Genomic DNA, 22,438 nt, shown 5'->3' with positions numbered 1-22,438 from the left:
CCTCCGCGACGCGGGGATCAAGGTTGTCACCGTCTAGGCCCGGACTTCGCGGGTCGGTGAAAGGGTTCGCCGCAGCGGCTCTTCGGCGTCCGAACCCGACCGGATCGGACCGGCATTGCGATCGCCGTTGCGGACCGGACTGAGCGGCGATCGGTCGTGACCAGTTGATCTTCACGATCGGGTGACCTGCGAAGTACGGGTCTAGGTGCGGGGTGCGGGGTGCGGGGTGCGGGGTGCGGGGTGCGGGGTGCGGGCGGGGGTGCCCTGCCCCAGACCCCGTTCCTCAAGCGCCGGAGGGGCTGAAGTGTCCGGCGCTTGAGGACCCGCTCAGGGTGCGATCGCCATGTCGAAGATGTGGACGTTGGCGTTCGCGGGCAGGACCACGAACTCGACCGTCTTGGCCGGGTCCAGCGCGACCGAGTTCGCGAACACGCTGTACTTCACCGTCGCGTTGCCGTATCCGTCCTGCCGGTTGCGGCCGTCGGTCGACTTGACCAGCGTCGCGCCGTGCGCGGTGACCGGGTCGAACGACCAGTTGGGGAAGCCGAACGACCCCGTGCCGGAAGTCCCGTCGGTGTAGTACACCGTGGCGCTGCCCGTCGCCCCGCTGGTGACGCCCGAGCCGAGGAACACCAGCCTGCTGCCCTTGCCGCCCAGCGTGATGGCCTGCCCGGAGCTCGCCACGTTGTCCTTCGTGCCGGCCGGCACGTTCGGCCAGGTCAGCTTGGCGCCGAGGGCGTTGACCGCGGCCCCGGGGGTCAGGCCGACCGCCGCGAGCTTCTGCGCCGAGAAGCTGTTTCCCTCACCGTCGTAATTGCCCGCCTTCGTCGCCGACTCGTCGGTGATCGCCACATTGTTGTACGCCGCCGACAGGCTCGCCTGCGGAGTCCCGGACCGCTCGGAGTGGGTGCCGGTGGCTGTGCCCTCGCCGTCCCCGCCCTGGTACGTCGCGGTCGCCGTGAACGTACGGATCACGAAGCCCGGCCGCTTCTCGGGGACTTGGATCTGGAACGTCGTACTGACCGAGGCGCCCGTCGCGAGGGAGCCGTCCACGGCGCGTACGGACGGCTGGACCGCCCAGCCGACCGGTCCGGCGAACGACACCTTCAGTGAACGCATGCGCTGCGGGCCGGCGTTCTTGACGGTCACCTTCACCGTCGAGATGGCCGGACCGTCGAGGACCACGGGCGAGATGGTCACCTCGGTCCTGGCAGCCGCCGGCGCCTGCGGCCCGGCCGGGGACGCGGCCGCTGCCTGGGCGGGGACGAACATGACCGCGCCCGCCACCGCGACCGCCACGGCTCTGAGCCGATTGATCAGGCGTGCTGATCTCATGACGTGCTCCTTCGAGTGGGCCGACTGGTCAGGAAACGGGGGGCATCTCGCCGGCGCGCGAGTCGAGGCCGGTGCGCAGATTGACCCAGCCGCCGCGCGTGAAGTCCGGTATCGCGACCGGACGGCCCTTGTCCGCCAGGGACATGACGCTCAGCGGAACCGGCGCGCACCAGGCCGCCGAGTCGTATACGTCGATGTCCGGGACCAGCCCCGCGCGCATCAGCTGCACCGTGCGCCACTGCAGGACGTAGTCCATCCCGCCGTGGCCGCCGTTGTTCGCGGCGTCGTCGCCGATCTTCTTCCACAGCCAGTGGTCGAATTCCTTGCGGTACGTGTCGAAGTCGCGCCAGGAGTGGCCGCCGTGGTCCGGCTCGACGTAGATGCGGCCGCCTGTCGTCGACGTACCCGCGTAGTCCTCGAAGATCCCGCGCGACCCGGCGATGGAGTTGATGCGGCTGTAGGGGCGGGGCGAACTCACCTCGTGCTCGGCCCGGATGGTGCGGCCCTTCGCGGTCTCGATCGCGCACGTCACCAGGTCGCCGTTGATGTACGTCTCGTTCCACGACGGGTGCGACTTGGGGACGAAACGCTCCCGGTAGTCGGCGAGGCCCTTCGGAGCGGTCGCGGTGGCCTTCAGCGTCGTCATGCGGTCGCCGCGGTTGATGTCCATGGCCGCCGCGATCGGGGCCAGCCCGTGCATGGCGTAGAAGGACGCGGTGCTGCGGGTGTGCCAGAGCCGGCGCCAGGAGTCGGTGTAGTACGTGTTGGAGAAGAGGAGCGCGCGCAGGTCGTGCAGGTAGCCGCCGTGGCCGTTGGTGATGTCGCCGAAGAGGCCTTCGTGCGCCGCTTTGAGCATCGCGAGCTCGTTGCGGCCGTAGCTGCAGTTCTCGGACAGCATCAGGTTCTTGCGGGTGCGCTCCGAGGTGTCCACGAGGTCCCACAGCTCGCGGAGTTCGGTCGCGATGGGCAGCTCGACGACGACGTGCTTGTCCGCCAGCAGCGCGGCCTTGCCCTGCTCGTAGTGGAACTCCCACGGCGTCGCGATGTACACGAGGTCGATGTCGTCGCGCTTGAGCATCTGTGCGTACGAGTCGGTCGAGCCGCCGTACTCCGCCGGGCGCGGTTTGCCCTTCGCGACCAGCTGGTCGGCGGTGCGCCTGGCGCGGTCGGCGCGGATGTCACAGACGGCGGTCACGACGCAGCCGGGGACCACGGACCAGCCTGTGGTCATTCCGGAACCGCGGTTGCCGAGGCCGATCACGCCGACGCGGACGGTCTTGTAGGGCTCGAAGGGCACGTTGATCATCGACTTCTGACCGGGTCCGCGGCCGGGGGTCGCGGCGGGAGCGGCAGCCGCGGTCACCGCTGACGCGCTCTGGGCCGAGCCGAGGCCGGCTGCGAGCGTCGCTCCGGTGGCCAGCGTTCCTCCGAGTAGCAAGCGACGTGAGACTGCGGGGATTTCGGGCATGGCGACAACGCTCCTCGTGGCGTGAGACGTGAGACGTGTGACATGTGGCGTGACCGGCATCACTTGCGCGTGCGGGTCGACTCTGGCCGTGTCGCCAGTTACATGTCAATAGGTGCTCACGGGAACGCTGTTACGAACAGATTCAAGCATTCGGTGCTCGACGCGCCGGAGTCCAGGTCGGCACTCCATGGCCGGCCTGGACCCTGGAATCCTGGGTGTCAGCCCCTGTCAGAGGCCGGCATCGGCGTGGACGGGGTGAGCAGCACGAAGTCAGCGCCGTTCGGATCGACGCAGACCGCCAGCCGTCCGACGCCCTCGGCATCCTCCGGGCCCATCTGCACGCTGCCGCCGTTGCTGGTGACCTTGGCGACTGTGGCATCGCAGTCCTCGACCGCGAACACGGGGTGCCAGTAGGGCTTTCCGCCGGTCAGTGTGAGTGCGTCCGGCGGGAGTTCCATGAGGCCGCCGTGCATGCGCTCCTCGGGCTGGCCGGCGGGGGTGATCATTGAGTACGTCCCGCCGCCGCCCGGCAGTTCCACGTCCTGGGTGGTCCAGCCGAAGAGGCTGCCGTAGAACTCCTTCGCCGCGGCCGCGTCGGTGGTGTAGAGCTCCGTCCAGCACAGGGTGCCCGGCTGGTCAGCGGCCTCCATGCCCTTGGTCTTGCCCGGCTGCCAGACGGCGAACTGGCCGCCCTGAGGGTCGGTGTACTGAGCCATCCGCCCCTCTTCGGCGGCGTCCATCGGGGCGACCCGCACCTTGCCGCCCAACCGTTCAACGGCGCCGGTGGTGGCGTCGGCGTCCGGGGTGCAGAAGTAGATCATCCAGGCTGACCGGGCCCCTTCCTCGGTGAGCTTCCCGATTCCGGCGATGCTCTTGCCGTCGCGCTTCAGCACGCCGAAGTCATTGGCGTCCGGTGCGTCCGGCGGGCCGTAGCTCTGGAACTCCCAGTCGAAGACCCTTCGGTAGAAGTCGGCCGTGGCGGGGACATCGGGGGCGCCGAGGTCGATCCAGCAGGGCGAACCGGGCACGAAGTCGGTGGTGATCATGACGCTTCCTTCAGTCGAAGATCCTCCTTGAATCCAGCGTGTCACCCACCACTGACAACCGCCCGTCGGCTGCGTCAGGCGCCAGGGCCCCCGTCGGCGATCACGCGTACCGTCTTCAGGCTCGGGTCGGCCGGGTCCGGGACGTTCATGCCCGCGTCCAGGCCCGTGCGCAGATAGCGCAGCACCGGTTCCGTCAGGCGCTCGCCCGGCAGCGCGGCCGGAATCCCCGGCGGATACGGCGTGATCATCTCGGCGGCCACCCGCCCCACCGCCTCCTCCAGCGGTACGTCCTCGGTGTCGCCGAAGTACGCGTCCCGGGGCAGGCACGTCTGCTCCAGCCGCATCTGCGGCCCCGCCGGTACGTCGACGACCGGCACACCCGCCAACTCCTCCGCGTGGTTGGCGAGATCCTTCAGCGCGTCCAGCAGCGGCGCCGTCGTCGCCCGCGAGTCGGCGTGCGTGAGCTGCGCGCCGATCCGGCGATGGTCGATGAGGTGCATGTCGGTACTGCGCCGCTCGCGCAGCCAGTCCCCGGCCCGGTAGCCCGTCGTACCCAGCGCCTGGACGTCGATGATGACGGGCAGCGGGTCGAAGTCGGCGCCCTTCCCCGGACCGGTGAAGTCGTGGCGGTCGTTGACGTGCAGGCCGGGGATCCGCTCGATCTCCGCCCGCACGTGGGAGGCGAGCCGCAGTACGTCGTCCAGCAGCTGGTGGCCCTGCGTCATCATCTGGCGCCGCCAGCCGTCGAGGCCGGCCCAGATGATGACGGAGGGGCTGGTGGTGCCGAGCAGGTCTGCGCGGGACTTCAGCACCTGCGGGTCGATCAGGTCACCCCGCAGATGGAACACCGAGCCCTGTTCGAGGCCGCTGCCCATCTTGTGGATGCTGGTCACGCAGACGTCGGCGCCCGCGTCCATCGCCCACGACGGCAGCCCCTCGTGGAACGGCAGATGAGCGCCCCACGCCTCGTCGACGATCAGTGGGACCGAACGGGCGTGACAGATCTCCGCGATGGCGGACAGCTCGGCGCAAGTACCGTACGGGGTCGGGCTGGTGACCAGCGCACCGCGCGCCTCTGGCTCGCGCTCGAACGCTTCCTCGTAGGCTGCGGCGGACGGCGGATGCGCCAGGTTCAGCTTCGCGTCCCACTGCGGATCGATCCACACGGGCTCGATGCCGGAGAGGATCAGGCCGGAGACGACCGACTTGTGCGCGTCCCTGCCCAGCAGGAGCTTCTGGTGCGGGTGCGCGACCGACAGCATGGCCGCCTTGACGGACAGCGAACTGCCGCAGGTGGAGAAGAAGGTGTGCTCGGCGTGCACGGCGTCCGCCATCAGCTCTTCCGCGCGCCGCAGTACGTTGCCGCTGCTGCGGTGGTCGTCGAGGCCGCCGGTGGCAAGGACGTCGGAGAGGTACACCGCGTCGCCCAGGACCTTCCTGGCGAGCGGATCCGCCCCCCGGGCCTGTTTGTGTCCGGGCGGGGTGAAGGCGAGTTCACCGCGCTCGTGGTAGCGCTCGAGTGCTTCCAGTATCGGGGCGTGGGTGTGGTCCATGGCGTACGAGTCCCTCGAACGGCCCGGTCAATGCCACTCAATGCCACTCATTGCCGCGCGGTCACGCTGAAGCGCAGAGCGAAGTGATTGAAGGTGTACGGCAGCGGGCCGTCGGGGCGCAGCAGCCGGCCAGGATCGCGCAACCGGAAGTCGTGACGCTCCATGAGCGCGGCCACGAGCGTCGACGTGACGAGAAGGACGAGGTCCTCGCCGGGGCACACACCGGGTCCCGCGCTGAACGGCACCAGCTCGGGGCCGGTCTGCGCCGTGCCGTCGAGCCAGATCTCCGGTACGAAGCGGTCACCGTACGGCGCTGAACCGTCCCGGTGGAAGTAGGGGGCGTACACAAGGAAGGCCGTGCCCTCCGGCAGAGTTCCCTCGCCCCACCGCGTCTGCCGGGTGCTCTCACGCAGCAGGAACGGAGTCGTCGGCCACAGCCGTACGGACTCCATGACGGACGCCCGCGTGTAGGGCAGCAGTTGCGGCCGGGTGAGGTCCGGTATGGCCAGCTCGTTGTGTACTTGCTGCTCCTGCGCCGGGTGGGTCGCCAGCAGCGCCAGCGTCCGCGCGGCCGCGACGCCGGCGGCGTCGAACGCGAACATCCAGTGCGGCACCTGCCCCGCCGGGTCGACGCCCGGCTTGGCGGCCGTCTGGGCGAGCGCCTCGGCGAGGCTGCCCGGTTCGGCGCGGTCGAGGTGGGCGCGCAGGCGGCGCTGGAAGCGCTCGCGCGGGCCGGCGGTGACGCGCGGAGGGATCAGGAACGCCCAGTTGCCGAAGCCGCGCAGCCGCGCGAGGAGGCCGGTGAGCGCGGTCTCGTCGCGCGCCCCGTCCCCGAGGACGACGCGGCGTACGATCCGCCACCAGGCCGCGCCGAAGGCGTCCCAGTCCAGCGGTCCGGCTCTCCCGAGCAGTTCGTCGGCCTCCTCGCGGACGGTGCGCACGAAGTGCGGGGCGAGGTGGTGGAGGTGCTGTCCGGCTTCCAGGACGTCCTCGTTGAAGGCCTTGCGTTCCTCGCGGTCCTGGCCCGTGGAGACCAGCACGCCGTGCGGCTGGAAGTGGCCGAGCGCGGCGCGCTTCTCGCGCGCCGCCGGGCTGAACGGCTCCGGAGTCTCCTCCAGTACGCGCTGAGCGTCCTCGGCGGAGAGGGGCAGCGCGACGTCGCGGCCCGCCACGCGCAGGTGCAGGGGGCCGGGACCGTACCGCCCGCGCAGCTCGTTCAGGAGTTTCACCGCGCGGCGGTCCGCGTCGAGGCGGGCGGCGAGCGCCACGCCCTGCTTGCGGCGGAGGACGACGCCGCCCGCGAGGGCGGGCAGGGCCACCAGGGCGGCGACGCGGGCGGTGTCCCGGGCGGACGCGCGGGCGGGGGTCGAGGTCCGGCGTGCGGCTCGACCATTGTGTTCGCCCAGCTCACCCTGCTCACCCTGGTCGCCGAGCCCGGTCAGCTCACCCTGTCTGCCCCGTCCCGTCCCGTCGGTCCATCCGGCGGCTCGTTCGGTCCCGGCCATCGTGCGGCTCCCTCAGTGCAGGTGGGCCTCAGCGCTGGTTTTCGGCCTGGAACATCCAGCGCTGCTTCTCCAGCTCCGCGGTGAGGCCGATGAAGATGTCCTGGGTCACCGGGTCGGGCTTGTCCGTCGCGTCGATCCGCTCCCGCATCCTGAGGCCGATGGTGCCGAGCGCCTCGACGATCAGCGCCACGACGTCGCTGTCCTGGGTCCAGCCGTTCGCGGGTTCGGGAAGCTCACTGGTCTTGGCGACCGTCTCGACACGGCCGTCCGGTGCGACGCCGATGGCCGACGAGCGTTCCGCGATCACGTCGGCGTACGAACGGGCGAACGCGACCACCTCGTCGAGCTGGAGGTGGATGGAGCGGAAGCGCGGGCCCACGATCGTCCAGTGGGCCTGCTTTGCGAGAAGGGACAGGCCGAGCAGGTCCACCAGTGCGCCCTGGAGGGCGTCCGCGGTGGTCTGACGGGCGGCTTCGGGAAGGGTGCTCTTGAGGGCCGTCATGCAGCTTGCTCCTTGTCGACACTCTCGTCTGTCGTCTGTCTTCGTGCTCTGGATTCAGTCTCTGGCCGGATGCCGCTGTTTCGCCTGTCGGCGACCTAGCCGCCGGGACCTCCGCTGCCGAACGCACCACCGGAATTCTCGTCCCACCGGGGCCGGTCCTTCGGATCCGCGTCGCTGTGCCTGCCGGAGGCATTGCCGGTGTTTCTGAGCTCGTGCGGGAGGAGTCGTCCGCGTCCGCCTTCCGGTGGCGTCACCTCGTCGGGTTCCCGGCGCTCGGTGACCTCGGGCGGGCCCGCGTCGTCCGGCCGGTGCGGCTGCTCCTGGGGCGTGGGAGGAGACGGCTCGCGATTCCTGATGCGGATGCCCCACCACACGGCGGCGATCAGAGCAGCCGCGATGGCCAGCCCCGCGATGAACGGCGCGATGCCGATGACCAGGTCACTCGCGGCCAGGGGGTCCGCGAGGCCGGCGAATTCGCTGGTTCTCGTGCTCTGGATTGCGCTCATGCGCGACGAGTACCCACAGGCGCCCGAGTCATGAGCCGCCGCACAGGTGAAACATTTCCTCACCACCACCGCGTCAGTGAGGTGAAGGCGACACCGGACACAGCTGCCGGACACAGACGCCGACGAAGAAGGGGAGGACATGCGCCAGTCCCGCACGGAGGCGTACCGGGAGTTCGCGGCAGGCCGCTCCACCCACCTGTTCCGGTCGGCATGCCTGCTGACCAGCGGCGACACCCACCTCGCCGAGGACCTCGTGCAGGAGACGCTGGGCCGGATGTACCTGCTGTGGGGGCGGGTCTCCCGGATCGGCAACCCGGCGGCGTACGCCCAGACCGTTCTCGTACGCACATTCCTCACGCATCAGCGCCGCCGCTCGTCGGCCGAGCGCCCCCTCGCCGAGCTGCCCGACACCGGCGGTGCGACGGGTGGCTCGTCGGGGGACGACCCGGCCCTGCGGCTGGCGCTGCTCCACGCGCTCGCGCAGCTGGCGCCGAAGGACCGGGCGGTGGTGGTGCTGCGGTACTGGGAGGACCGCAGCGTCGACGAGACCGCCGAAGCGATGAACGTCAGCTCCGCCGCCGTGCGCACCCGATCGGTGCGCGCGCTCGGCAAGCTCCGCGAACAGCTCGGCGGCAGCCTCGCCGAGTTCGCCTCCCACTGACACTTCACTTCACTTCATTCCGTCCAGTACTGAACAGGAAGTGGTGGTTCCACCATGCCCTCAGAACACTCGGATCTCTCAGGTCCCTTCGAGGAAGAACTCAGCGACGCGCTCCGCCGAACCGGCGACGGCTTTTCCAGCGACCGCCCCGCCGGGCTCGTCGACGCCGGTATGGCCCGCGGCCGCCGCGCCGTGCGGCGCCGGCGCATCGCCGCCGTGACCGGCAGCGTGGCCGCGCTCGCGCTGGTGGGCACGGTCGGGGCGTACGCGGGCGGACTGGTGGGCGGTGGCAGCACCGGCGAGGTCTCGGTGGCGGGCCCCGCCCCGGTGAGCCCTGCGGTGCCCCCTGCGCCCTCCCAGGGGCGGACGGGCTCGGGGGCGGTCTCCCCGGACGAGATGATCCAGACGTTCAAGAGCGTGCTGTCCGTCGGCGAGCTGGTCGAGGTGGAAGCGCGCGGCACGGCCGACGAGCTGGGCCCCGCCGTCTTCGGCGTCATCGACGACGGCAAGGGAAAGGCGGCGATCACGCTCAGCCTGAATCGCGTCGACCCCGGCTCGGAGTCCTCCCGCCAGCAGATCGAATGCCCGGACCAGACGTACGTCCCGCACGACGCGTGCAACAGCAAGAAGCTGGACGACGGCTCCACGCTGATGCTCTTCCAGGGGTACGAGTACCCCGACCGCCGCGTGGACACGAAGGTCTGGCGCGCCACGCTCGTCACGCCGCAGGGCTACCTCGTCGACGTGAGCGAATGGAACGCCCCGGCGCAGAAGGACGCGGAGATCAGCCGCCCGAACCCGCCGCTGTCCCCGGCGCAACTGGGCGCCCTGGCCACCTCGCCCAAGTGGCACAAGGCGCTGAACGACCTGCCGGCGGCCGGAAGCGTGGAGGAGCCGGCCGACGTACCGAAGACGGATCCCGCCGAGTTCTCGGCCCTGTTCAAGTCGCTGCTGCCCGAGGGACTGACGACGTCCACCGAAGGCGGCCAGGTCGATTCCGCCTACGTCACGGTGAACGACGGCAAGGGCAAGAGCCTGGTCGAGGTGGGAGTGCAGCGGGGGATGGGGTCCGTGCTGGACGACCTCAAGCAGACCGGTGAGGTCACCACGCTGCCCGACGGGACGACGGTCATCGAGCGCCGTGGCGCGGGCGACAAGGACGTGGCGGGCGCCGTGATGTGGACGGCCGACGTGATGAGGAAGAACGGCGACCGTGTCATGGTCTCCGCGCTCAACTCCGACACGCATCACAACGCCCCCACGCGCTCCGAGCCCGCGCTCAGCATGAAGCAGCTCAGGGCCATCGCGCTCAGCGACAAGTGGTACGACCTGGAAGGCATGCAGGGACGGTGAAGTAGTCATCGCCGTACGGCACTTCACTTCGCGTCGGCGTAGCACTCCACGACCGCCGTCGTGAAGGGGAAGCGCACCGGCGTTTCCCCGAAGGCGATCCGCCCGGCCAGATCACCGGCCGCGCGGATCGCCTCCGCGACTGTCTCCGCCTCTTCGGCGGGGCAGTGCACGATCACTTCGTCGTGCTGGAAGAACACCAGCTCCGCCCGGAGCCCCGCGGCCTTCAGGTTCTGCCGCAGCGCCGCCATCATCAGCAATGCCCAGTCGGCGGCGCTTCCCTGCACGACGAAGTTACGGGTGAAGCGGCCCCGCGCGCGGGCGTTGGACGACGCGTACCCCGGCGTGAACTCGCCGCATGCCGTGGTCTGTTCCGGCTCGTCCTGCGGAATGCCTGCTTCCTCGTCGTCGCCGGAGCCCACCGCCGGCGGACAGGTCCGGCCCAGCCATGTCCGTACGAGCCGTTTCTCCTCGCCCGCGCGCGCCGCGTCGTCCACATACGCGACGGCACGCGGGAAGCGTCTTCGCAGCGCGGCCAGATTCTTCAGACCGTCCCCTGAGGTCTGCCCGTACACAGCGCCGAGCACGGCCAGCTTCGCCATGTCGCGGTCGCCGGCGAACGCCCGGTCCGACACCGCCTTGTAGAGATCGCCGGGCTGCCCCGCCACGTCCATCAGCCCCGGGTCGCGCGAGATCGCGGCCAGCACCCGCGGCTCCATCTGGTCGGCGTCGGCGACCACGAGCCGCCAGCCGTCGTCAGCGATCACCGCGCGCCGGATCACCTTCGGGATCTGGAGCGCGCCGCCGCCATTGGTGACCCACCGGCCGGTGATCGTGCCGCCCGGCAGGTACTGCGGTCTGAACCGGCCCGCGCGCACCCAGTCCTGGAGCCAGCCCCAGCCGTGCGCCGTGTAGATCCGGTACAGCTTTTTGTACGCGATCAGCGGTTCCACCGCCGGATGGTCGACCTCCTCCAGTTCCCATCGCCGCGTGGACTTCACCTTGATCCCGGCCTGTGCGAAGGCCTTGATGACATCGGCGGGCAGCTCGGGCCGTACACGCCTGCCGAACGCCGCCGAGATCTCGTCCGTCAGCTCCGCCATGCGGCGCGGTTCGCCCCCGCCGGCGTACCGCTCGCCGAGCAGCTCGTCCAGCACCGCCCGGTGCACGTCCGCCCGCCACGGCAGCCCCGCGCCGTTCATCTCGGCGGCCACCAGCATTCCCGCCGACTCGGCGGCGGTCAGCAGCCGCATCCGGTCGGGGTGCTCGGCGGCGCCGTGCCTGTGCTGCTGATCGGCGTACACCTCCAGCAGGTCCTCGAAGGGCACGGGGACCGGCTGCGGCTCGAAGAGCGAGGACTGCGAGCCGGGCTCGGCGGGGCGCTGCGGGGGATCGGGCGGTACGGGATGGTTGTGCAGCCGTGCGGAGGCTGCGGCGGCCGAATGGGGCTCGCCGTGCCGGCCTTCGTGGCCGAGGAGCAGTGACTCGGCGTCCTCGATGTCGTAGCACCGCTCGACGCGGACGCCTGCGGCGAGCAGGCGCGGGTAGATCTCGGCGGTGGACCGCCATACCCACCGGCCGACGCTCGGGCGGGAGCCGACCGCTGTCGCGAGGTCGGGCTCTTTGCGCACGTCACCGGCCGGCCGCCCGTCCCGCCCCAGCGGCACGAGCAGCGCCCCACCCCCGTCTGTCGCGGCGACGGCCCAGCGATCGCTCATGGGTGCGAGTCTGGCACCCGGCACTGACAACGGGCGTGGCCCTGGCCCTGTCCCTGGCCCCGCGGGGGCTTTCCCCGACCCGCCCCTTCCCGAACCGGGGCGCTGCCCCAGACCCCGGTCCTCAAACGCCGGACGGGCTGGATCGTGCGGCCGGCTCCAGCCCGTCCGCGTTTGAGTATGGCTGGCCCCGCCTACGCCGGCCCGCCCACCGACTTCACATACACATCCAGCGCCGACCGAGGCGCCCGCCCGAGCAGCCGCGCCAGCTCGCTCGCCTCGGCCTCGCTGCCGTCCATGAAGCCGCCCGCGATCGCGGAGTACGTCCCCACCAGCATCGGCACCTGGAAGGCGGCGGCATTGCCCGCCCCCGCGATCGCCGCCCTGGCCCCGGCCAGGCTCCCCGGCTCGTACGGCACCGACAGAGCCGCCGCCAAGTCCGCGCCGCCCAGCGCCCGTTCCCCGGTCAGCTCGTACGTACGCCCCGCATGCGACGCCGCCGACACCGCGACCCGCGCCGCCACCTCGGCCAGGTCCTCCCGTGCCACGGCGGCGAGCCTGCCGGTGCCCATCGGTGCGGTGATCCGCCCGTCGGGGCCGGGCGCCGCGATGAAGGCCAGGAACTCGGCGTACAGCCCATTGCGCAGCACAGTCCAGTCGAGCCGGCTGCTCCCACGCAGGCGCCGCTCGGTCCAGCGGTGCGCGAGCGCGTACGGAAGATGGTCACCGTCGGACGACAGGCTCGTATAGACGATGTGCCGTACGCCCGCGTCCTCGGCAGCGGAGATCGCCGCCTCGTGACGCGCGATGACGACGTCGTCCTCCCCCTCCCCGGCGGAGATCAGCAGCAGCGTCCCGATCCCGGCGAAGCCCTCGACCAGGGACGCGGGGTCGTCGAAGTCGATACGGCGGCCACCGGGAGCGGGGTTCCTCGTACCCAGAACTACGTCCTCGCGGCCCGCCAGCCGCTGTGAAACGAGCTGCCCGAGACCGCCGGACGCACCGGTGACCAGGATCTTCGACATGGAATGACTCTCCCCGCGTTCGTGGTTCCTCTTGGTAACTGGGACCATCGTCGGTGGCGGCGCGCGATCGCGTAAGGAGGCACATTGATGTCAGTGGGGCACACGGAAGTAACCACCGACCCCGTGATCAGCTGCGGCGAATCGCAGGAGGACTGCGGAATCCGCGACGTACTCGACCGGCTCGGCGACAAGTGGTCGGTCCTGGTCGTGGTCGAACTGGCTGCCGGAATCCGCCGGTTCAGGCAGCTCCAGCGCGCCCTGCCGGGCATCTCGCAGCGCATGCTGACCCTCACCGTCCGCCGCCTGGAGCGTGACGGCCTGCTCTCGCGGACCGTCCACCCGACGATTCCGCCGCAGGTCGAGTACGAGCTGACGCCGATGGGCCACTCCTTCACTCACGTGCTCAAGGCCCTGTCCGTCTGGTCCCTGGACCACCGGGAGGCGATGGCCGACTGCCGCAGCGCATGGGACGCGGCCAACCCGGACTCGGGAATCCGCTGATGGAACAGATCGAGAAGGCCGTCGCGGCAGCGGTGTACGCCGACGACAGCGCCGGCCTGGACCTCGGCGCCTCCCTCATCGCCGCCGCCCCATGGGCCGGAGCGGGCCGCGAACTGCTGCGCCGGGGCGAGGAGTTCGTACGCCGCGCCTGGGAGCGCGGCTGGCAGCCCGCCGATGTCGTACGCATCGTCCGCCGTGACCTCGACGACCGCCACGTGCGCCTGACCACCGACCTGATCGCCGCCGAGAACCGCAGGTACGCCAGCACGGCCCCCCGCTGGGAGGCGCAGCTGCGCGACCTGGAGGCGGCGGGGGTGTGGTGGGGCAGCGACGACCGTTACGCCGACGCGCTCGCGGCCCGCGAGCGGGCGGACCGCTTCTCGCTCGCCACAGCAGTCCTCGAAGTCTTTCGCCTCCTCGTCCGGCTGCCCGCGATCGAGCCGGTGGGCCCGCCCCCGGGCGAGCCCGTGCACGTACGCCCGCACTCACCCACCCCCGACGAGCCGCGCATGCTCACCCGCATCCGCGCGCTGCTGGCGAAGGCTGAGGCGACCGACTATCCGGAGGAGGCGGAAGCCCTCACCACCAAGGCGCAGGAGCTGATGGCGCGCCACAGCATCGACGCCGCGCTGCTCGCCGCCCAGGGGCACACCGGTGACGTGCCGGTCGCGTGCCGGATCGGTGTCGACGCACCGTACGAGACGGCCAAGGCGATCCTGCTCGACGCCGCCGCCTCCGCGAACCGCTGCCGCGCGGTGTGGAACAGCGGCCTCGGGTTCTCCACGGTCGTCGGCTTCGAACCCGACCTGGAATCCGTCGAGCTGCTCTACACCTCGCTCCTCGTGCAGGGCACAGCGGCGATGACCCGCGCGGAGGCGGCCCAGCGGGCGGCCGGCCGCAAGCGTACGAAGGCCTTCCGCCAGGCGTTCCTGACGGCGTACGCCAGCCGGGTCGGCCACCGCCTGTCCGAGGCGACGGAACACGTCACCGAGGAGGCGGGCGGCTCGCTGCTGCCGGTGCTGGCGGCGCGGGACGTGGCGGTGGAGGACCGCGCGGAGCGGATGTTCCCGCAGACGACGTCGACGCGGGTACGGGGCGTCAACGACCACGCGGGCTGGGAACACGGCACGGCCGCCGCGGACCGGGCAACGATGCCGCGCCGCCCCGGCGTGACCCGCTGACTCCCTGGACGACGAAGGGCCGCGGTTCCGTGAGGAAACCGCGGCCCGTGATGCCCGAAACGTCAGTCAGGAGCCCGGCAGCTTGGGCAGGTCCGTGGGAAGGCCCTCCGGCAGCTTGTCGCCGGCGGCGGACTTCTTGTAGGAGTCCACGATCCCGCTGCCCCATTTCACGGTGATCGTGTCGCCGCCGGCGCCCCGCGTGACAACCCCGGTCGTACGGTCGGTGCTGCCGTCGGGGCACTTGAGGTTCAGCGTCACCTTGGCGTCCTTGGCGACCGTGCCGGAGCAGACGTGCTCGCCCGCCACAGCCGCGTCGGAACCCTGGACGACCAGCATGACGATCTTGCCGTCGGTCGTCGCGACCCAGGACCCGGAGACGTCCGCCGACGCCCCCTGGCCCCCGGCGGGCGGAGCGCTGCTCTGCCCGGTGCCGCTGCCGCCCTTGTCCTTGCCCTTGTCGCCGCCCGTGCTGCCGCCGCTGTCGCCGCTGCAGCCGGTCAGTACGAGGGCTGCCGCGACGGCCGCCGCCGAGACGGTGGTACGTACAAGCTCACGCACGCCGGACTCCCAGTTTCGGTAGGTCGGAACGCGCCAAGCTACCAGGAGGACTTGCGTACGCCGGGGAGGAAACCGGCATGCGCCTGTTCCCGCATCCGCACCCTGGACAGCCCGAACTTCCGCAGGTGGCCGCGGGGCCGGCCGTCCACACTGTCCCGGTTTCGTACGCGCGTCGCACTCGCGTCGCGCGGCTGACGGCGCAACTCCGCCAGCGCGGCCGCTCGCTCACTCTCGCCCGTTCCGGGCTTGCGGAGGATTTCCTTCAGCTCCGCCCGCCGCTCGGCGTACCGCTCGACGACGACCTTGCGCCGCTCATTGCGGGCGATCTTGCTCTTCTTCGCCATCAGACCTTCACTCCCCGCGCGCGGATGCGGGCCACGGCCGCCTCGACGCCGATCAGGTCGACGGTCTTGATCGCCCTGGCGCTGAGCACGAGCCGCACATGGCGCCCCTCACTGGCCAGCCAGTAGCGCTTGCGCTGGATGTTCGGGTCGAAGCGGCGCGAGGTGCGCCGGTGCGAGTGGGAGATGTTGTTGCCGAATCCCGGCTGGGCGCCGGTCAGCTGGCAGTGGGCGGACAAGGTCAATCACTCCTCTTTGAAAATGGGAACCATTTCCATATACTAACCACATGGCACGCAACGAAGTCCGCCCGATCATCAAGCTCAGGTCCACGGCGGGGACCGGCTACACGTACGTGACCCGCAAGAACCGCCGCAACGACCCCGACCGCATGACGCTCCGCAAGTTCGACCCGATCGCCCGTCGGCACGTCGACTTCCGCGAAGAGCGCTGACCGGCAACTGCGCGCTGACCGGCAACTGATCAGAACCAGAAAGGGGCATCACTTCATGAAGCCCGGAATCCACCCGTCGTACGGCCCCGTCGTCTTCCGCGACAAGGCCGGCGGCTTCGCCTTCCTCACCCGTTCCACCATGACCAGCGACAAGACGGTGGAGTGGGAGGACGGCCGTACGTACCCCGTCGTCGACGTGGAGATCTCCTCGCAGAGCCACCCCTTCTACACGGGCACGGCGCGTGTACTGGACACGGCGGGCCGCGTGGAGCGCTTCGAACGCCGCTACGGAGCGAAGTAGTGAGCCAGAAGGCGAAGCTGCCGGTCGTCATTGTCGGTGGCCTGCACTCCGACGCCCGCAAGGAGGTCGTGGAGCAGCTGCTGCGCCGGGTCCCCGGCAGCGTTGCCCTGCATCACGACCTCTCGACCGCGGCAGAGGGAACGGTGCGCCGCACCGTCCGCGACACCCTCGGCGAGAGCTCGTCGGGCGACGCGCCGCTCGTCAACGACTGCGCGTGCTGCGCCCTGCGGGAAGACCTGGTGCCGGAGCTGGAGCGGCTGGCCGACAGCGGCCTCACCCGGCTCGCGGTCGTCGAGCTGTGGGACTCGGTCGAGCCCAAGGCGATGGCCGAGGTCGTCGTCGCGCACGGCGGCGACGTACTCGACCTGACCGCCGTCATGACGGCCGTCGACCCCGCGCTGCTCCTGCCCTACCTCGGCTGCGGCGACGATCTGGCCGAGGCCGGACTGGCGGCGGCCGCGACCGACCAGCGCACAGTCGCGGACACCTGGGCGCGGCAGCTGGAGTACGCCCCGGTCCTCGCCGTGGTGGACAGCGAGGAGGCGGACGAGCAGGACGACGCGCTCCTCGCGCAGCTGCATCCGACGGCCCGCCGGGTCCGGGCGGCCTCCGGCGAGCTGGCCGAGGCGGCCTTCGCCGGCTTCGACACAGAGGCCGCGGCGGCCCGCCAGCACCCGGCGTGCGCGCTGCTTCCGCAGGACGCGGACGACAAGGGCGTCGGCACGCTGGTGTGGCACCGAAACCGCCCCTTCCATCCGGAGCGGCTGTACGCGGCGCTGGAGGACCTGACCTGTGCGGCCGCCCGCAGCCGGGGCCGTTTCTGGCTCGCGGACCGGCCGGACACGCTGATGGCGTGGGACGCGGCGGGCGGCGCGCTGTGTGTGGAGAGTGCGGGGCCGTGGCTGGCATCGCTGCCGGACGCCGCGTGGGAAATGGTCCCGCCCGTACGCCGGGCCGCGGCCGCGCTCGACTGGCACCCCGAGCACGGGGACTGCTGCCAGCACCTGGTCTTCACTTCACCGGGACTCGACCGCGGCGGGCTCGAAGAGCTCCTCGAATCCTGCTTGTTGACCGATGCCGAATACGCGGCGGGGCGTGATGCGTGGAAGCTCCTGCCGCCCGTTTTTGATTCCCTTCTGGAGGCCTGATGTCCCGCCTGCCCCGCCCGTCCCGAGGTAAAGATCCTCGTAAGCCCCTCAAGTCCCGGCCCAATCCGCTGGACGAGGCGAAGATTACGTACATTGACTACAAGGACACCGACCTGCTGCGGAAATTCATTTCGGATCGCGGAAAGATCCGGAGCCGTCGTGTGACAAGGGTCTCGGCCCAGCAGCAGCGGCAACTGACCCGGGCCATCAAGAACGCCAGGGAGATGGCCCTGCTGCCGTACTCCTCGCGCTGATCCGGAGTTCTGTAATCAGGGGAGCACCCGGCGTGCACGTGCATCTGCCCATGCATCCGCAAGTGAACAAAGCTATGATCCGGGGCAGTTGACATCTGCACTTTTCCGGGAGCGACCTGTGCACCACGCGTACAACGGCATGGCGGCCACAGAGCTTCACGGGGTGGTCTGGCAGAAGAGCAGGCACAGCAACTCACAGGGGTCCTGTGTGGAGTTTGCCAAATTGCCGGGCGGGAATGTGGCAGTCCGCAATTCACGGCACCCGGAGGGGCCCGCTCTCGTCTACACACCTGCCGAGATCGAGGCGATGCTGCTCGGCATCAAGGACGGCGAGTTCGACCACCTGACAGCAGGCGGCTGACCGGAATCAACCGGTCCGCCACCCGCCTACTCTCCGTTACTGCTGTTCGCTCCCGAGGCGGAACAGCGCCCACACGACCTTGCCGCTCAGCGTCCCGGCGAGCGGGTGCCATCCCCAGCTGTCGCTGAATGAATCCACCAGAAACAAGCCACGCCCGGACTCGGCGGAGAAGTTGTCCGGCTCACGCGTCACCGGGCTCTCGTGGCTGGGGTCGCGCACGGCGCACACCAGACGCGAGGTCCAGCGCATCAGATGCAGCCGTACGGGAGGGTCCTGCTCGCTCGTGCGCGGGGCGTCGGCCGGCAGTGCGTGCCGCAGCGCGTTGGTGACGAGCTCGGAGACGACCAGGGCCACGTCGTCGAAGCACTCGCCGAGCTCCCACTGCGTCAGCGTGGACTTGGTGAACTGGCGGGCCCCGCGCACCGCTTCGTACCTGGGGGGCAGTGCGCAGGAGGCAGAGCTGGAGACCGCTGCGGGGTCGAGGGGGGGAAGCCCCTGCCTTAATGGCTCGAACGGCTCGAGCACGGTCGATCCATTCGTCCCCATGCGAGGCACTCCCGGGATTCGCGGTCGTTGCGATACAGCGGTAGCGATGCGGCGGTAGTACGGCGTCAGCACGAAAGAGCATGCAGGTGCGCGCGGACCATGGTTCCGAATGCGTACGGCAGATGCAAGGGCAGATGCACGTGCACGCGCCGGACCTGTCCGACCCCGTGCCGGTTCCTGGTCATTTCTTCCCGGCACCTCTTTTGGTGACTTGTACAGCTCTTGCCATTTCCGTAATCGGATGAGTACGGGGTGAAGCGTTTTAATGGCAGACTGCGCCTCTCGGAGACCTGGGGGACGGCGCTCCGCTACTGAACTGTCGGACTGGGGAGGGCTGGAGAGGTGACCGCAGGCGAGTCGAGCGGCTCTGTGGTGCGGCGCATCCTGCTGGGATCCCAGCTCAGGCGGCTGCGTGAGTCGCGCGGGGTCACCCGCGAGGCGGCCGGCTACTCGATCCGAGCATCCGAATCGAAGATCAGCCGCATGGAGTTGGGACGGGTGAGCTTCAAGGCCAGGGACGTCGAGGACCTGCTCACGCTCTACGGCGTCACGGACGGCACGGAGCGCGAGTCGCTGCTGAGCCTGGCGCGTGAGGCCAACGTGGCGGGCTGGTGGCACAGTTACGGCGATGTGCTGCCTGGCTGGTTCCAGACGTACATCGGACTCGAAGGTGCCGCCTCCCTCATCCGGATTTACGAAGTCCAGTTCGTTCACGGGCTGTTGCAGACCGAGAGCTACGCGCACGCCGTCGTCTCCCGCGGCATGCCGCAGGCGAGCGCGGCGGAGATCGACCGCAGGGTCGCGCTGCGCCTGGAGCGTCAGAAGGTGCTCGTGTCCGAGCGCGCGCCGCACTTCCACGCCGTACTCGACGAGGCGGCGCTGCGCCGTCCGTACGGTGACCGGGCCGTGATGCGGGGGCAGTTGCAGCACCTCATAGAGGTGTCGGAGCAGCCGAACATCACGCTTCAGGTCATGCCGTTCAGCTTCGGCGGTCACGCGGGCGAGAGCGGCGCGTTCACGATGCTGCAGTTCCCCGAGTCGGATCTCTCGGACCTCGTCTACCTGGAGCAGCTCACCAGCGCGCTCTACCTGGACAAGCGCGAGGAAGTCGCCCAGTACCGGCGGGTGATGGAGCGGCTCCAGAAGGACAGCCCGAGCGCGGCGGAATCCCGGGACGTGCTGCGCGGTCTCCTCCAACTCACGTAACCGGCCAGTAGGATGAGGTTTCATCAGGAGTCCGCACCTGCTCACCCTGCAGTAAGGGATCGCATGTCCTTCTTCACCGACCTGGCCCATCAGTACATCGACGGCGAGTGGCGGACCGGCAGCGGCGCGTGGGACATCATCGACTTCAACCCGTACAACGGGGAGAAGCTCGCCGCGATCACGGTGGCCTCGGTGGACGAGGTCGACGAGGCCTACCTGGCGGCGGAGCGCGCGCAGCCGGCCTGGGCCGCGTCGAGTGCGTACAAGAGGCGGGACGTCCTGGAGCGCGCCCTGCGGATCACGCAGGACCGCGAGGACGAGATCATCGAGGCGATCATCGACGAGCTCGGCGGTACGCGGCTGAAGGCGGCGTACGAGGTCCATCTCGCCAAGGAGTTCCTGCGCGAGGCGATGCAGAGCGCGCTGCGGCCCGAGGGAAGCATCATGCCCTCGCCCGTGGAGGGCAAGGAGAACCGCGTCTACCGGCTGCCGGTCGGTGTCGTCGGTGTCATCAGCCCGTTCAACTTCCCCTTCCTGGTGGCGCTCAAGTCGGTCGCCCCGGCGCTGGCGCTGGGCAACGCGGTCGTGATCAAGCCGAACCAGAACACACCTGTCGTCGGCGGCGGTCTGATAGCCAAGATCTTCGAGGACGCGGGGCTGCCCGCCGGGCTGCTGAATGTGCTGATCACGGACATCGCGGAGATCGGTGACGCGCTGATAGAGCACCGGGTGCCGAAGGTGATCTCCTTCGCGGGCTCCGACAAGGTGGGGCGGCACGTGGCCGCCGTCGCCGCGAGCCACTTCAAGCGCGCGGTGCTCGAACTGAGCGGCAACAGCGCGCTGGTCGTCCTGGACGACGCGGACATCGACTACGCGGTGGACGCCGCGGTCTTCAGCCGCTTCGTGTACCAGGGGCAGGTCTGCATGGCCGCCAACCGCATCCTGGTGGACCGCTCGGTCGAGGCGGAGTTCACGGAGAAGTTCGTCGCGAAGGTACGGTCCCTGGTGACCGGCGACCCGGCCGACGCCAGGACCCACATCGGCCCGGTCATCAACACCTTCCAGGCGGAGGCGCTGACGGGGCTGGTGGAGCAGGCGCTCGCCGAGGGGGCGACGGCGCTCGTACGAGGGGCTACGCGCGGCAATCTGGTCGAGCCGACCGTACTGAGCGGGCTGCCGGCCGACTCGCCGATCCTGACGCAGGAGATTTTCGGTCCGGTGGTCCTGTTGATCCCGTTCGACGGCGAGGAGGCGGCCGTACGGATCGCCAACAACAGCGAGTACGGGCTGAGCGGGGCGGTGCACACGGGGAACCTGGAGCGGGGCGTGCGCTTCGCGAAGCGCGTCGAGACCGGGATGATCCACATCAACGACTCGACGGTCCAGGACGAACCGCAGGTGGCCTTCGGCGGGGAGAAGTCGTCGGGGATCGGGCGGCTGAACGGGGAGTCGGCGGTGGAGGCGTTCACCACGCAGAAGTGGATCTCCGTGCAGCACGGGCGGACGAAGTTCCCGTTCTGAGGGGTGAGTTGCGGACGGTACCTGTCCGCAAGGCTTCGTAGCGTAGCTCTTGTCAGTTCGACGACGAGACGACAAGAGGCAGACAATCATGGTCGTACACGTGAACGCAGAGGCCCACGGCGACGAGCGTGGCGCGCTTCTGGCCTTCCTGGACGCCGAGCGCGGTGGCATCCGCCGGGCGCTGCTCGGGCTGACGGACGAGCAGGCCGCGACGAGGCCGAGCGCGAGCGAGCTGACGCTGTCCGGGCTCCTCAAGCACGTGTCCGAGGTGGAGCAGGGCTGGCTGTCGCGGGCGAAGCAGGTCGCACCGGATGTGCAGCGGTCCGAGGAGACCTGGCGCGAGAGCTTCCGGCTGGTCGGTGACGAGACGGTCGAGAGCCGGCTGGCGTACTGGGAGAAGGTCGCGCGGCAGACCGAGGAGTTCATCCGGTCGGTGCCGAGCCTGGACGACACCTTCCCGCTGCCCAACGAGCCGTGGTTCCCCGACTCGGAGCGGGTCTCCATGCGGTGGCTGCTGCTCCGGCTGATCACCGAGATGTCCCGGCACTCCGGCCATGCCGACATCATCCGCGAGAGCCTGGACGGCAAGACGGCGTTCGAGCTGGTGGCGCTGGAGCGCGGCGAGACCTGGGGCTGACCTTTCCTCCTTGCCGCACCCGTTACTCTCTGATCAAAGTTGAGTAGAAGGTGAAAGGGCGAGGGTGCGGCGATGTCAGCGATCAGGCTGCTGGTCCTAGGCGCCGTCCGTCAGCACGGGCGCGCGCACGGCTACCAGGTACGCAACGACCTGGAGTACTGGGGCGCCCACGAGTGGTCCAACGCCAAGCCCGGCTCGATCTATCACGCGCTGAAGCAGATGGCCAAGCAGGGACTGCTGCACGCCCACGAGATCGCGCCGAGCACGGCCGGCGGCCCGCCCAGGACCGAGTACGAGGTCACGGAGAAGGGCACCGAGGAGTACTTCGGGCTGCTCCGCGAGGCCTTGACGACGTACGACCAGAAGATGGACGTGCTGTCGGCGGGGATCGGCTTCATCGTCGACCTGGAGCGGGCCGAGGCGGTCGAGCTGCTCAAGGAGCGGGTGCGGGGGCTGGAGGGGTGGCGGTCGGCCGTCACCGAGTACTACACGCCGGAGGACGGGCCGGAGTCGGTCGGTCACATCGGCGAAATCATGAACATGTGGGTCCACTCGGCGGACGCCGGGGCCGAGTGGACGCGCGGCCTCATCTCCCGGATCGAAGGCGGGGCGTACACCTTCGCGGGTGAGGGCGGTGAGCCCTTCGTGGGGGTGCTGGCGGAGGGCCAGGAGAATCCGTACGCCAGCTAATCAAGTTTGACGAATGGCGAGGGCGGGTTTAACCTTTGGCCACGTAGTCAAATTTGACTACGTGGCTGGAGGG

26 protein-coding genes are annotated in these 22,438 nt (G+C 69.9%); 13 read left to right on the top strand and 13 right to left on the bottom strand.

Annotation, left to right across the window (positions count from 1 at the left end; translation table 11 throughout):
- Positions 1-327: 327 nt before the first annotated feature.
- The 7 genes from J7E96_RS23900 to J7E96_RS23870 form a co-directional block, all read right to left on the bottom strand.
- Entirely contained in the window at positions 328-1,335 is a 1,008-nt protein-coding gene (locus tag J7E96_RS23900) for an NEW3 domain-containing protein (protein ID WP_215133718.1), read from the bottom strand.
- Between the two features lie 28 nt (positions 1,336-1,363).
- On the bottom strand, positions 1,364-2,803 hold the full coding sequence (locus J7E96_RS23895) for a Gfo/Idh/MocA family protein (protein WP_215133717.1): 1,440 nt from the start codon (positions 2,801-2,803) through the stop codon (positions 1,364-1,366).
- 218 nt (positions 2,804-3,021) lie between these two features.
- Complete coding sequence (locus J7E96_RS23890) at positions 3,022-3,849, bottom strand: VOC family protein (RefSeq protein WP_215133716.1); 828 nt, start codon at positions 3,847-3,849, stop codon at positions 3,022-3,024.
- A 74-nt stretch (positions 3,850-3,923) separates the two neighbouring features.
- The gene (locus tag J7E96_RS23885; RefSeq protein ID WP_215133715.1) at positions 3,924-5,402 is read right to left on the bottom strand and encodes an aminotransferase class I/II-fold pyridoxal phosphate-dependent enzyme; all 1,479 of its coding nucleotides are present in this window, start codon (positions 5,400-5,402) and stop codon (positions 3,924-3,926) included.
- Between the two features lie 47 nt (positions 5,403-5,449).
- On the bottom strand, positions 5,450-6,907 hold the full coding sequence (locus J7E96_RS23880; protein ID WP_215133714.1) for a cytochrome P450: 1,458 nt from the start codon (positions 6,905-6,907) through the stop codon (positions 5,450-5,452).
- 28 nt (positions 6,908-6,935) lie between these two features.
- Positions 6,936-7,409 carry a Dps family protein gene (locus J7E96_RS23875; RefSeq protein ID WP_215133713.1) on the bottom strand — a complete coding sequence of 158 codons (474 nt, stop codon included), beginning with the start codon at positions 7,407-7,409 and terminating at the stop codon, positions 6,936-6,938.
- A 95-nt stretch (positions 7,410-7,504) separates the two neighbouring features.
- Complete coding sequence (locus J7E96_RS23870; RefSeq protein ID WP_251070321.1) at positions 7,505-7,915, bottom strand: DUF6479 family protein; 411 nt, start codon at positions 7,913-7,915, stop codon at positions 7,505-7,507.
- Positions 7,916-8,054: 139 nt separating this feature from the next.
- Here J7E96_RS23870 and J7E96_RS23865 point away from each other — a divergent pair, with 139 nt between their 5' ends.
- On the top strand, positions 8,055-8,576 hold the full coding sequence (locus J7E96_RS23865; RefSeq protein ID WP_215133712.1) for a SigE family RNA polymerase sigma factor: 522 nt from the start codon (positions 8,055-8,057) through the stop codon (positions 8,574-8,576).
- 54 nt (positions 8,577-8,630) lie between these two features.
- Entirely contained in the window at positions 8,631-9,929 is a 1,299-nt protein-coding gene (locus J7E96_RS23860) for a hypothetical protein (RefSeq protein WP_215133711.1), read from the top strand.
- Positions 9,930-9,952: 23 nt separating this feature from the next.
- Here the strand turns inward: J7E96_RS23860 and J7E96_RS23855 are convergent, their stop codons facing one another.
- The gene (locus tag J7E96_RS23855) at positions 9,953-11,644 is read right to left on the bottom strand and encodes a bifunctional 3'-5' exonuclease/DNA polymerase (RefSeq protein ID WP_215133710.1); all 1,692 of its coding nucleotides are present in this window, start codon (positions 11,642-11,644) and stop codon (positions 9,953-9,955) included.
- Between the two features lie 191 nt (positions 11,645-11,835).
- Positions 11,836-12,666 (bottom strand): NAD(P)H-binding protein, encoded by an 831-nt coding sequence (locus J7E96_RS23850; protein ID WP_215133709.1) that lies wholly within the window; start codon positions 12,664-12,666, stop codon positions 11,836-11,838.
- Positions 12,667-12,753: 87 nt separating this feature from the next.
- Here J7E96_RS23850 and J7E96_RS23845 point away from each other — a divergent pair, with 87 nt between their 5' ends.
- Both J7E96_RS23845 and J7E96_RS23840 read left to right on the top strand, forming a co-directional pair.
- Positions 12,754-13,167 carry a helix-turn-helix domain-containing protein gene (locus tag J7E96_RS23845; protein WP_215133708.1) on the top strand — a complete coding sequence of 138 codons (414 nt, stop codon included), beginning with the start codon at positions 12,754-12,756 and terminating at the stop codon, positions 13,165-13,167.
- A complete protein-coding gene (locus J7E96_RS23840; RefSeq protein WP_215133707.1) occupies positions 13,167-14,348 on the top strand; it encodes a DUF2786 domain-containing protein in 1,182 nt (393 codons plus the stop codon). Before J7E96_RS23845 ends, J7E96_RS23840 begins: the two co-directional genes overlap by 1 nt.
- A 66-nt stretch (positions 14,349-14,414) precedes the next feature.
- Here the strand turns inward: J7E96_RS23840 and J7E96_RS23835 are convergent, their stop codons facing one another.
- From J7E96_RS23835 to rpmB, 3 genes are read right to left on the bottom strand one after another with little or no spacing between them, the layout of a single operon-like run.
- Positions 14,415-14,906 carry a hypothetical protein gene (locus J7E96_RS23835; RefSeq protein ID WP_215133706.1) on the bottom strand — a complete coding sequence of 164 codons (492 nt, stop codon included), beginning with the start codon at positions 14,904-14,906 and terminating at the stop codon, positions 14,415-14,417.
- 38 nt (positions 14,907-14,944) lie between these two features.
- Positions 14,945-15,250: a 30S ribosomal protein S14 gene (gene rpsN / locus J7E96_RS23830; protein ID WP_215133705.1), complete on the bottom strand. Its 306-nt coding sequence runs from the start codon at positions 15,248-15,250 to the stop codon at positions 14,945-14,947.
- Positions 15,250-15,486 carry a 50S ribosomal protein L28 gene (gene rpmB / locus J7E96_RS23825; RefSeq protein ID WP_214973879.1) on the bottom strand — a complete coding sequence of 79 codons (237 nt, stop codon included), beginning with the start codon at positions 15,484-15,486 and terminating at the stop codon, positions 15,250-15,252. The genes rpsN and rpmB overlap by 1 nt, the downstream gene beginning before the upstream one ends.
- A gap of 50 nt (positions 15,487-15,536) precedes the next feature.
- Between rpmB and rpmG the strand changes: the two genes are divergently transcribed.
- From rpmG to J7E96_RS23800, 5 genes are all read left to right on the top strand, one after another.
- Positions 15,537-15,701: a 50S ribosomal protein L33 gene (gene rpmG / locus J7E96_RS23820; protein WP_069927669.1), complete on the top strand. Its 165-nt coding sequence runs from the start codon at positions 15,537-15,539 to the stop codon at positions 15,699-15,701.
- Between the two features lie 55 nt (positions 15,702-15,756).
- Entirely contained in the window at positions 15,757-16,002 is a 246-nt protein-coding gene (locus tag J7E96_RS23815; RefSeq protein ID WP_215133704.1) for a type B 50S ribosomal protein L31, read from the top strand.
- Positions 16,002-17,150 carry a GTP-binding protein gene (locus J7E96_RS23810; RefSeq protein ID WP_215133703.1) on the top strand — a complete coding sequence of 383 codons (1,149 nt, stop codon included), beginning with the start codon at positions 16,002-16,004 and terminating at the stop codon, positions 17,148-17,150. Before J7E96_RS23815 ends, J7E96_RS23810 begins: the two co-directional genes overlap by 1 nt.
- Positions 17,150-17,404, top strand: coding sequence for a 30S ribosomal protein S18 (gene rpsR / locus J7E96_RS23805; RefSeq protein ID WP_215133702.1), 255 nt, complete (start codon positions 17,150-17,152; stop codon positions 17,402-17,404). The genes J7E96_RS23810 and rpsR overlap by 1 nt, the downstream gene beginning before the upstream one ends.
- 118 nt (positions 17,405-17,522) lie before the next feature.
- A complete protein-coding gene (locus J7E96_RS23800) occupies positions 17,523-17,765 on the top strand; it encodes a DUF397 domain-containing protein (RefSeq protein WP_069927667.1) in 243 nt (80 codons plus the stop codon).
- Between the two features lie 36 nt (positions 17,766-17,801).
- On the opposite strand, the gene J7E96_RS23795 is transcribed toward J7E96_RS23800, so the two are convergent.
- The gene (locus tag J7E96_RS23795) at positions 17,802-18,311 is read right to left on the bottom strand and encodes an ATP-binding protein (protein WP_215133701.1); all 510 of its coding nucleotides are present in this window, start codon (positions 18,309-18,311) and stop codon (positions 17,802-17,804) included.
- A gap of 342 nt (positions 18,312-18,653) precedes the next feature.
- Here J7E96_RS23795 and J7E96_RS23790 point away from each other — a divergent pair, with 342 nt between their 5' ends.
- From J7E96_RS23790 to J7E96_RS23775, 4 genes are all read left to right on the top strand, one after another.
- Positions 18,654-19,517: a helix-turn-helix transcriptional regulator gene (locus J7E96_RS23790; protein ID WP_215133700.1), complete on the top strand. Its 864-nt coding sequence runs from the start codon at positions 18,654-18,656 to the stop codon at positions 19,515-19,517.
- 63 nt (positions 19,518-19,580) lie between these two features.
- Positions 19,581-21,038: an aldehyde dehydrogenase family protein gene (locus J7E96_RS23785; protein ID WP_215133699.1), complete on the top strand. Its 1,458-nt coding sequence runs from the start codon at positions 19,581-19,583 to the stop codon at positions 21,036-21,038.
- An 88-nt stretch (positions 21,039-21,126) separates the two neighbouring features.
- Positions 21,127-21,675, top strand: coding sequence for a DinB family protein (locus J7E96_RS23780; RefSeq protein WP_215133698.1), 549 nt, complete (start codon positions 21,127-21,129; stop codon positions 21,673-21,675).
- Between the two features lie 72 nt (positions 21,676-21,747).
- Positions 21,748-22,365, top strand: a complete 618-nt coding sequence (locus tag J7E96_RS23775) for a PadR family transcriptional regulator (protein ID WP_215133697.1) — start codon at positions 21,748-21,750, stop codon at positions 22,363-22,365.
- Positions 22,366-22,438 lie beyond the last annotated feature (73 nt).

This window comes from Streptomyces sp. ISL-96 (assembly GCF_018614035.1).
Lineage (GTDB): Bacteria > Actinomycetota > Actinomycetes > Streptomycetales > Streptomycetaceae > Streptomyces.
The sequence above is the reverse complement of the archived record's forward strand: the minus strand, read 5'-3'. Positions and strand labels throughout refer to the sequence as shown.

What these genes read in the sequence shown, in the direction of transcription:
- J7E96_RS23865 (WP_215133712.1), top strand. Translation starts at nt 8,055, where the DNA reads ATGCGCCAGTCCCGCACGGAGGCGTACCGGGAGTTCGCGGCAGGCCGC.
- J7E96_RS23870 (WP_251070321.1), bottom strand. Translation starts at nt 7,915, where the DNA reads ATGAGCGCAATCCAGAGCACGAGAACCAGCGAATTCGCCGGCCTCGCG.
- J7E96_RS23795 (WP_215133701.1), bottom strand. Translation starts at nt 18,311, where the DNA reads ATGGGGACGAATGGATCGACCGTGCTCGAGCCGTTCGAGCCATTAAGG.
- J7E96_RS23840 (WP_215133707.1), top strand. Translation starts at nt 13,167, where the DNA reads ATGGAACAGATCGAGAAGGCCGTCGCGGCAGCGGTGTACGCCGACGAC.
- rpsN (WP_215133705.1), bottom strand. Translation starts at nt 15,250, where the DNA reads ATGGCGAAGAAGAGCAAGATCGCCCGCAATGAGCGGCGCAAGGTCGTC.
- rpsR (WP_215133702.1), top strand. Translation starts at nt 17,150, where the DNA reads ATGTCCCGCCTGCCCCGCCCGTCCCGAGGTAAAGATCCTCGTAAGCCC.
- J7E96_RS23780 (WP_215133698.1), top strand. Translation starts at nt 21,127, where the DNA reads ATGGTCGTACACGTGAACGCAGAGGCCCACGGCGACGAGCGTGGCGCG.
- J7E96_RS23855 (WP_215133710.1), bottom strand. Translation starts at nt 11,644, where the DNA reads ATGAGCGATCGCTGGGCCGTCGCCGCGACAGACGGGGGTGGGGCGCTG.
- J7E96_RS23775 (WP_215133697.1), top strand. Translation starts at nt 21,748, where the DNA reads ATGTCAGCGATCAGGCTGCTGGTCCTAGGCGCCGTCCGTCAGCACGGG.
- rpmG (WP_069927669.1), top strand. Translation starts at nt 15,537, where the DNA reads ATGGCACGCAACGAAGTCCGCCCGATCATCAAGCTCAGGTCCACGGCG.
- J7E96_RS23785 (WP_215133699.1), top strand. Translation starts at nt 19,581, where the DNA reads ATGTCCTTCTTCACCGACCTGGCCCATCAGTACATCGACGGCGAGTGG.
- J7E96_RS23880 (WP_215133714.1), bottom strand. Translation starts at nt 6,907, where the DNA reads ATGGCCGGGACCGAACGAGCCGCCGGATGGACCGACGGGACGGGACGG.
- J7E96_RS23845 (WP_215133708.1), top strand. Translation starts at nt 12,754, where the DNA reads ATGTCAGTGGGGCACACGGAAGTAACCACCGACCCCGTGATCAGCTGC.
- J7E96_RS23885 (WP_215133715.1), bottom strand. Translation starts at nt 5,402, where the DNA reads ATGGACCACACCCACGCCCCGATACTGGAAGCACTCGAGCGCTACCAC.
- J7E96_RS23860 (WP_215133711.1), top strand. Translation starts at nt 8,631, where the DNA reads ATGCCCTCAGAACACTCGGATCTCTCAGGTCCCTTCGAGGAAGAACTC.
- J7E96_RS23850 (WP_215133709.1), bottom strand. Translation starts at nt 12,666, where the DNA reads ATGTCGAAGATCCTGGTCACCGGTGCGTCCGGCGGTCTCGGGCAGCTC.
- J7E96_RS23900 (WP_215133718.1), bottom strand. Translation starts at nt 1,335, where the DNA reads ATGAGATCAGCACGCCTGATCAATCGGCTCAGAGCCGTGGCGGTCGCG.
- J7E96_RS23890 (WP_215133716.1), bottom strand. Translation starts at nt 3,849, where the DNA reads ATGATCACCACCGACTTCGTGCCCGGTTCGCCCTGCTGGATCGACCTC.
- J7E96_RS23815 (WP_215133704.1), top strand. Translation starts at nt 15,757, where the DNA reads ATGAAGCCCGGAATCCACCCGTCGTACGGCCCCGTCGTCTTCCGCGAC.
- J7E96_RS23875 (WP_215133713.1), bottom strand. Translation starts at nt 7,409, where the DNA reads ATGACGGCCCTCAAGAGCACCCTTCCCGAAGCCGCCCGTCAGACCACC.
- J7E96_RS23895 (WP_215133717.1), bottom strand. Translation starts at nt 2,803, where the DNA reads ATGCCCGAAATCCCCGCAGTCTCACGTCGCTTGCTACTCGGAGGAACG.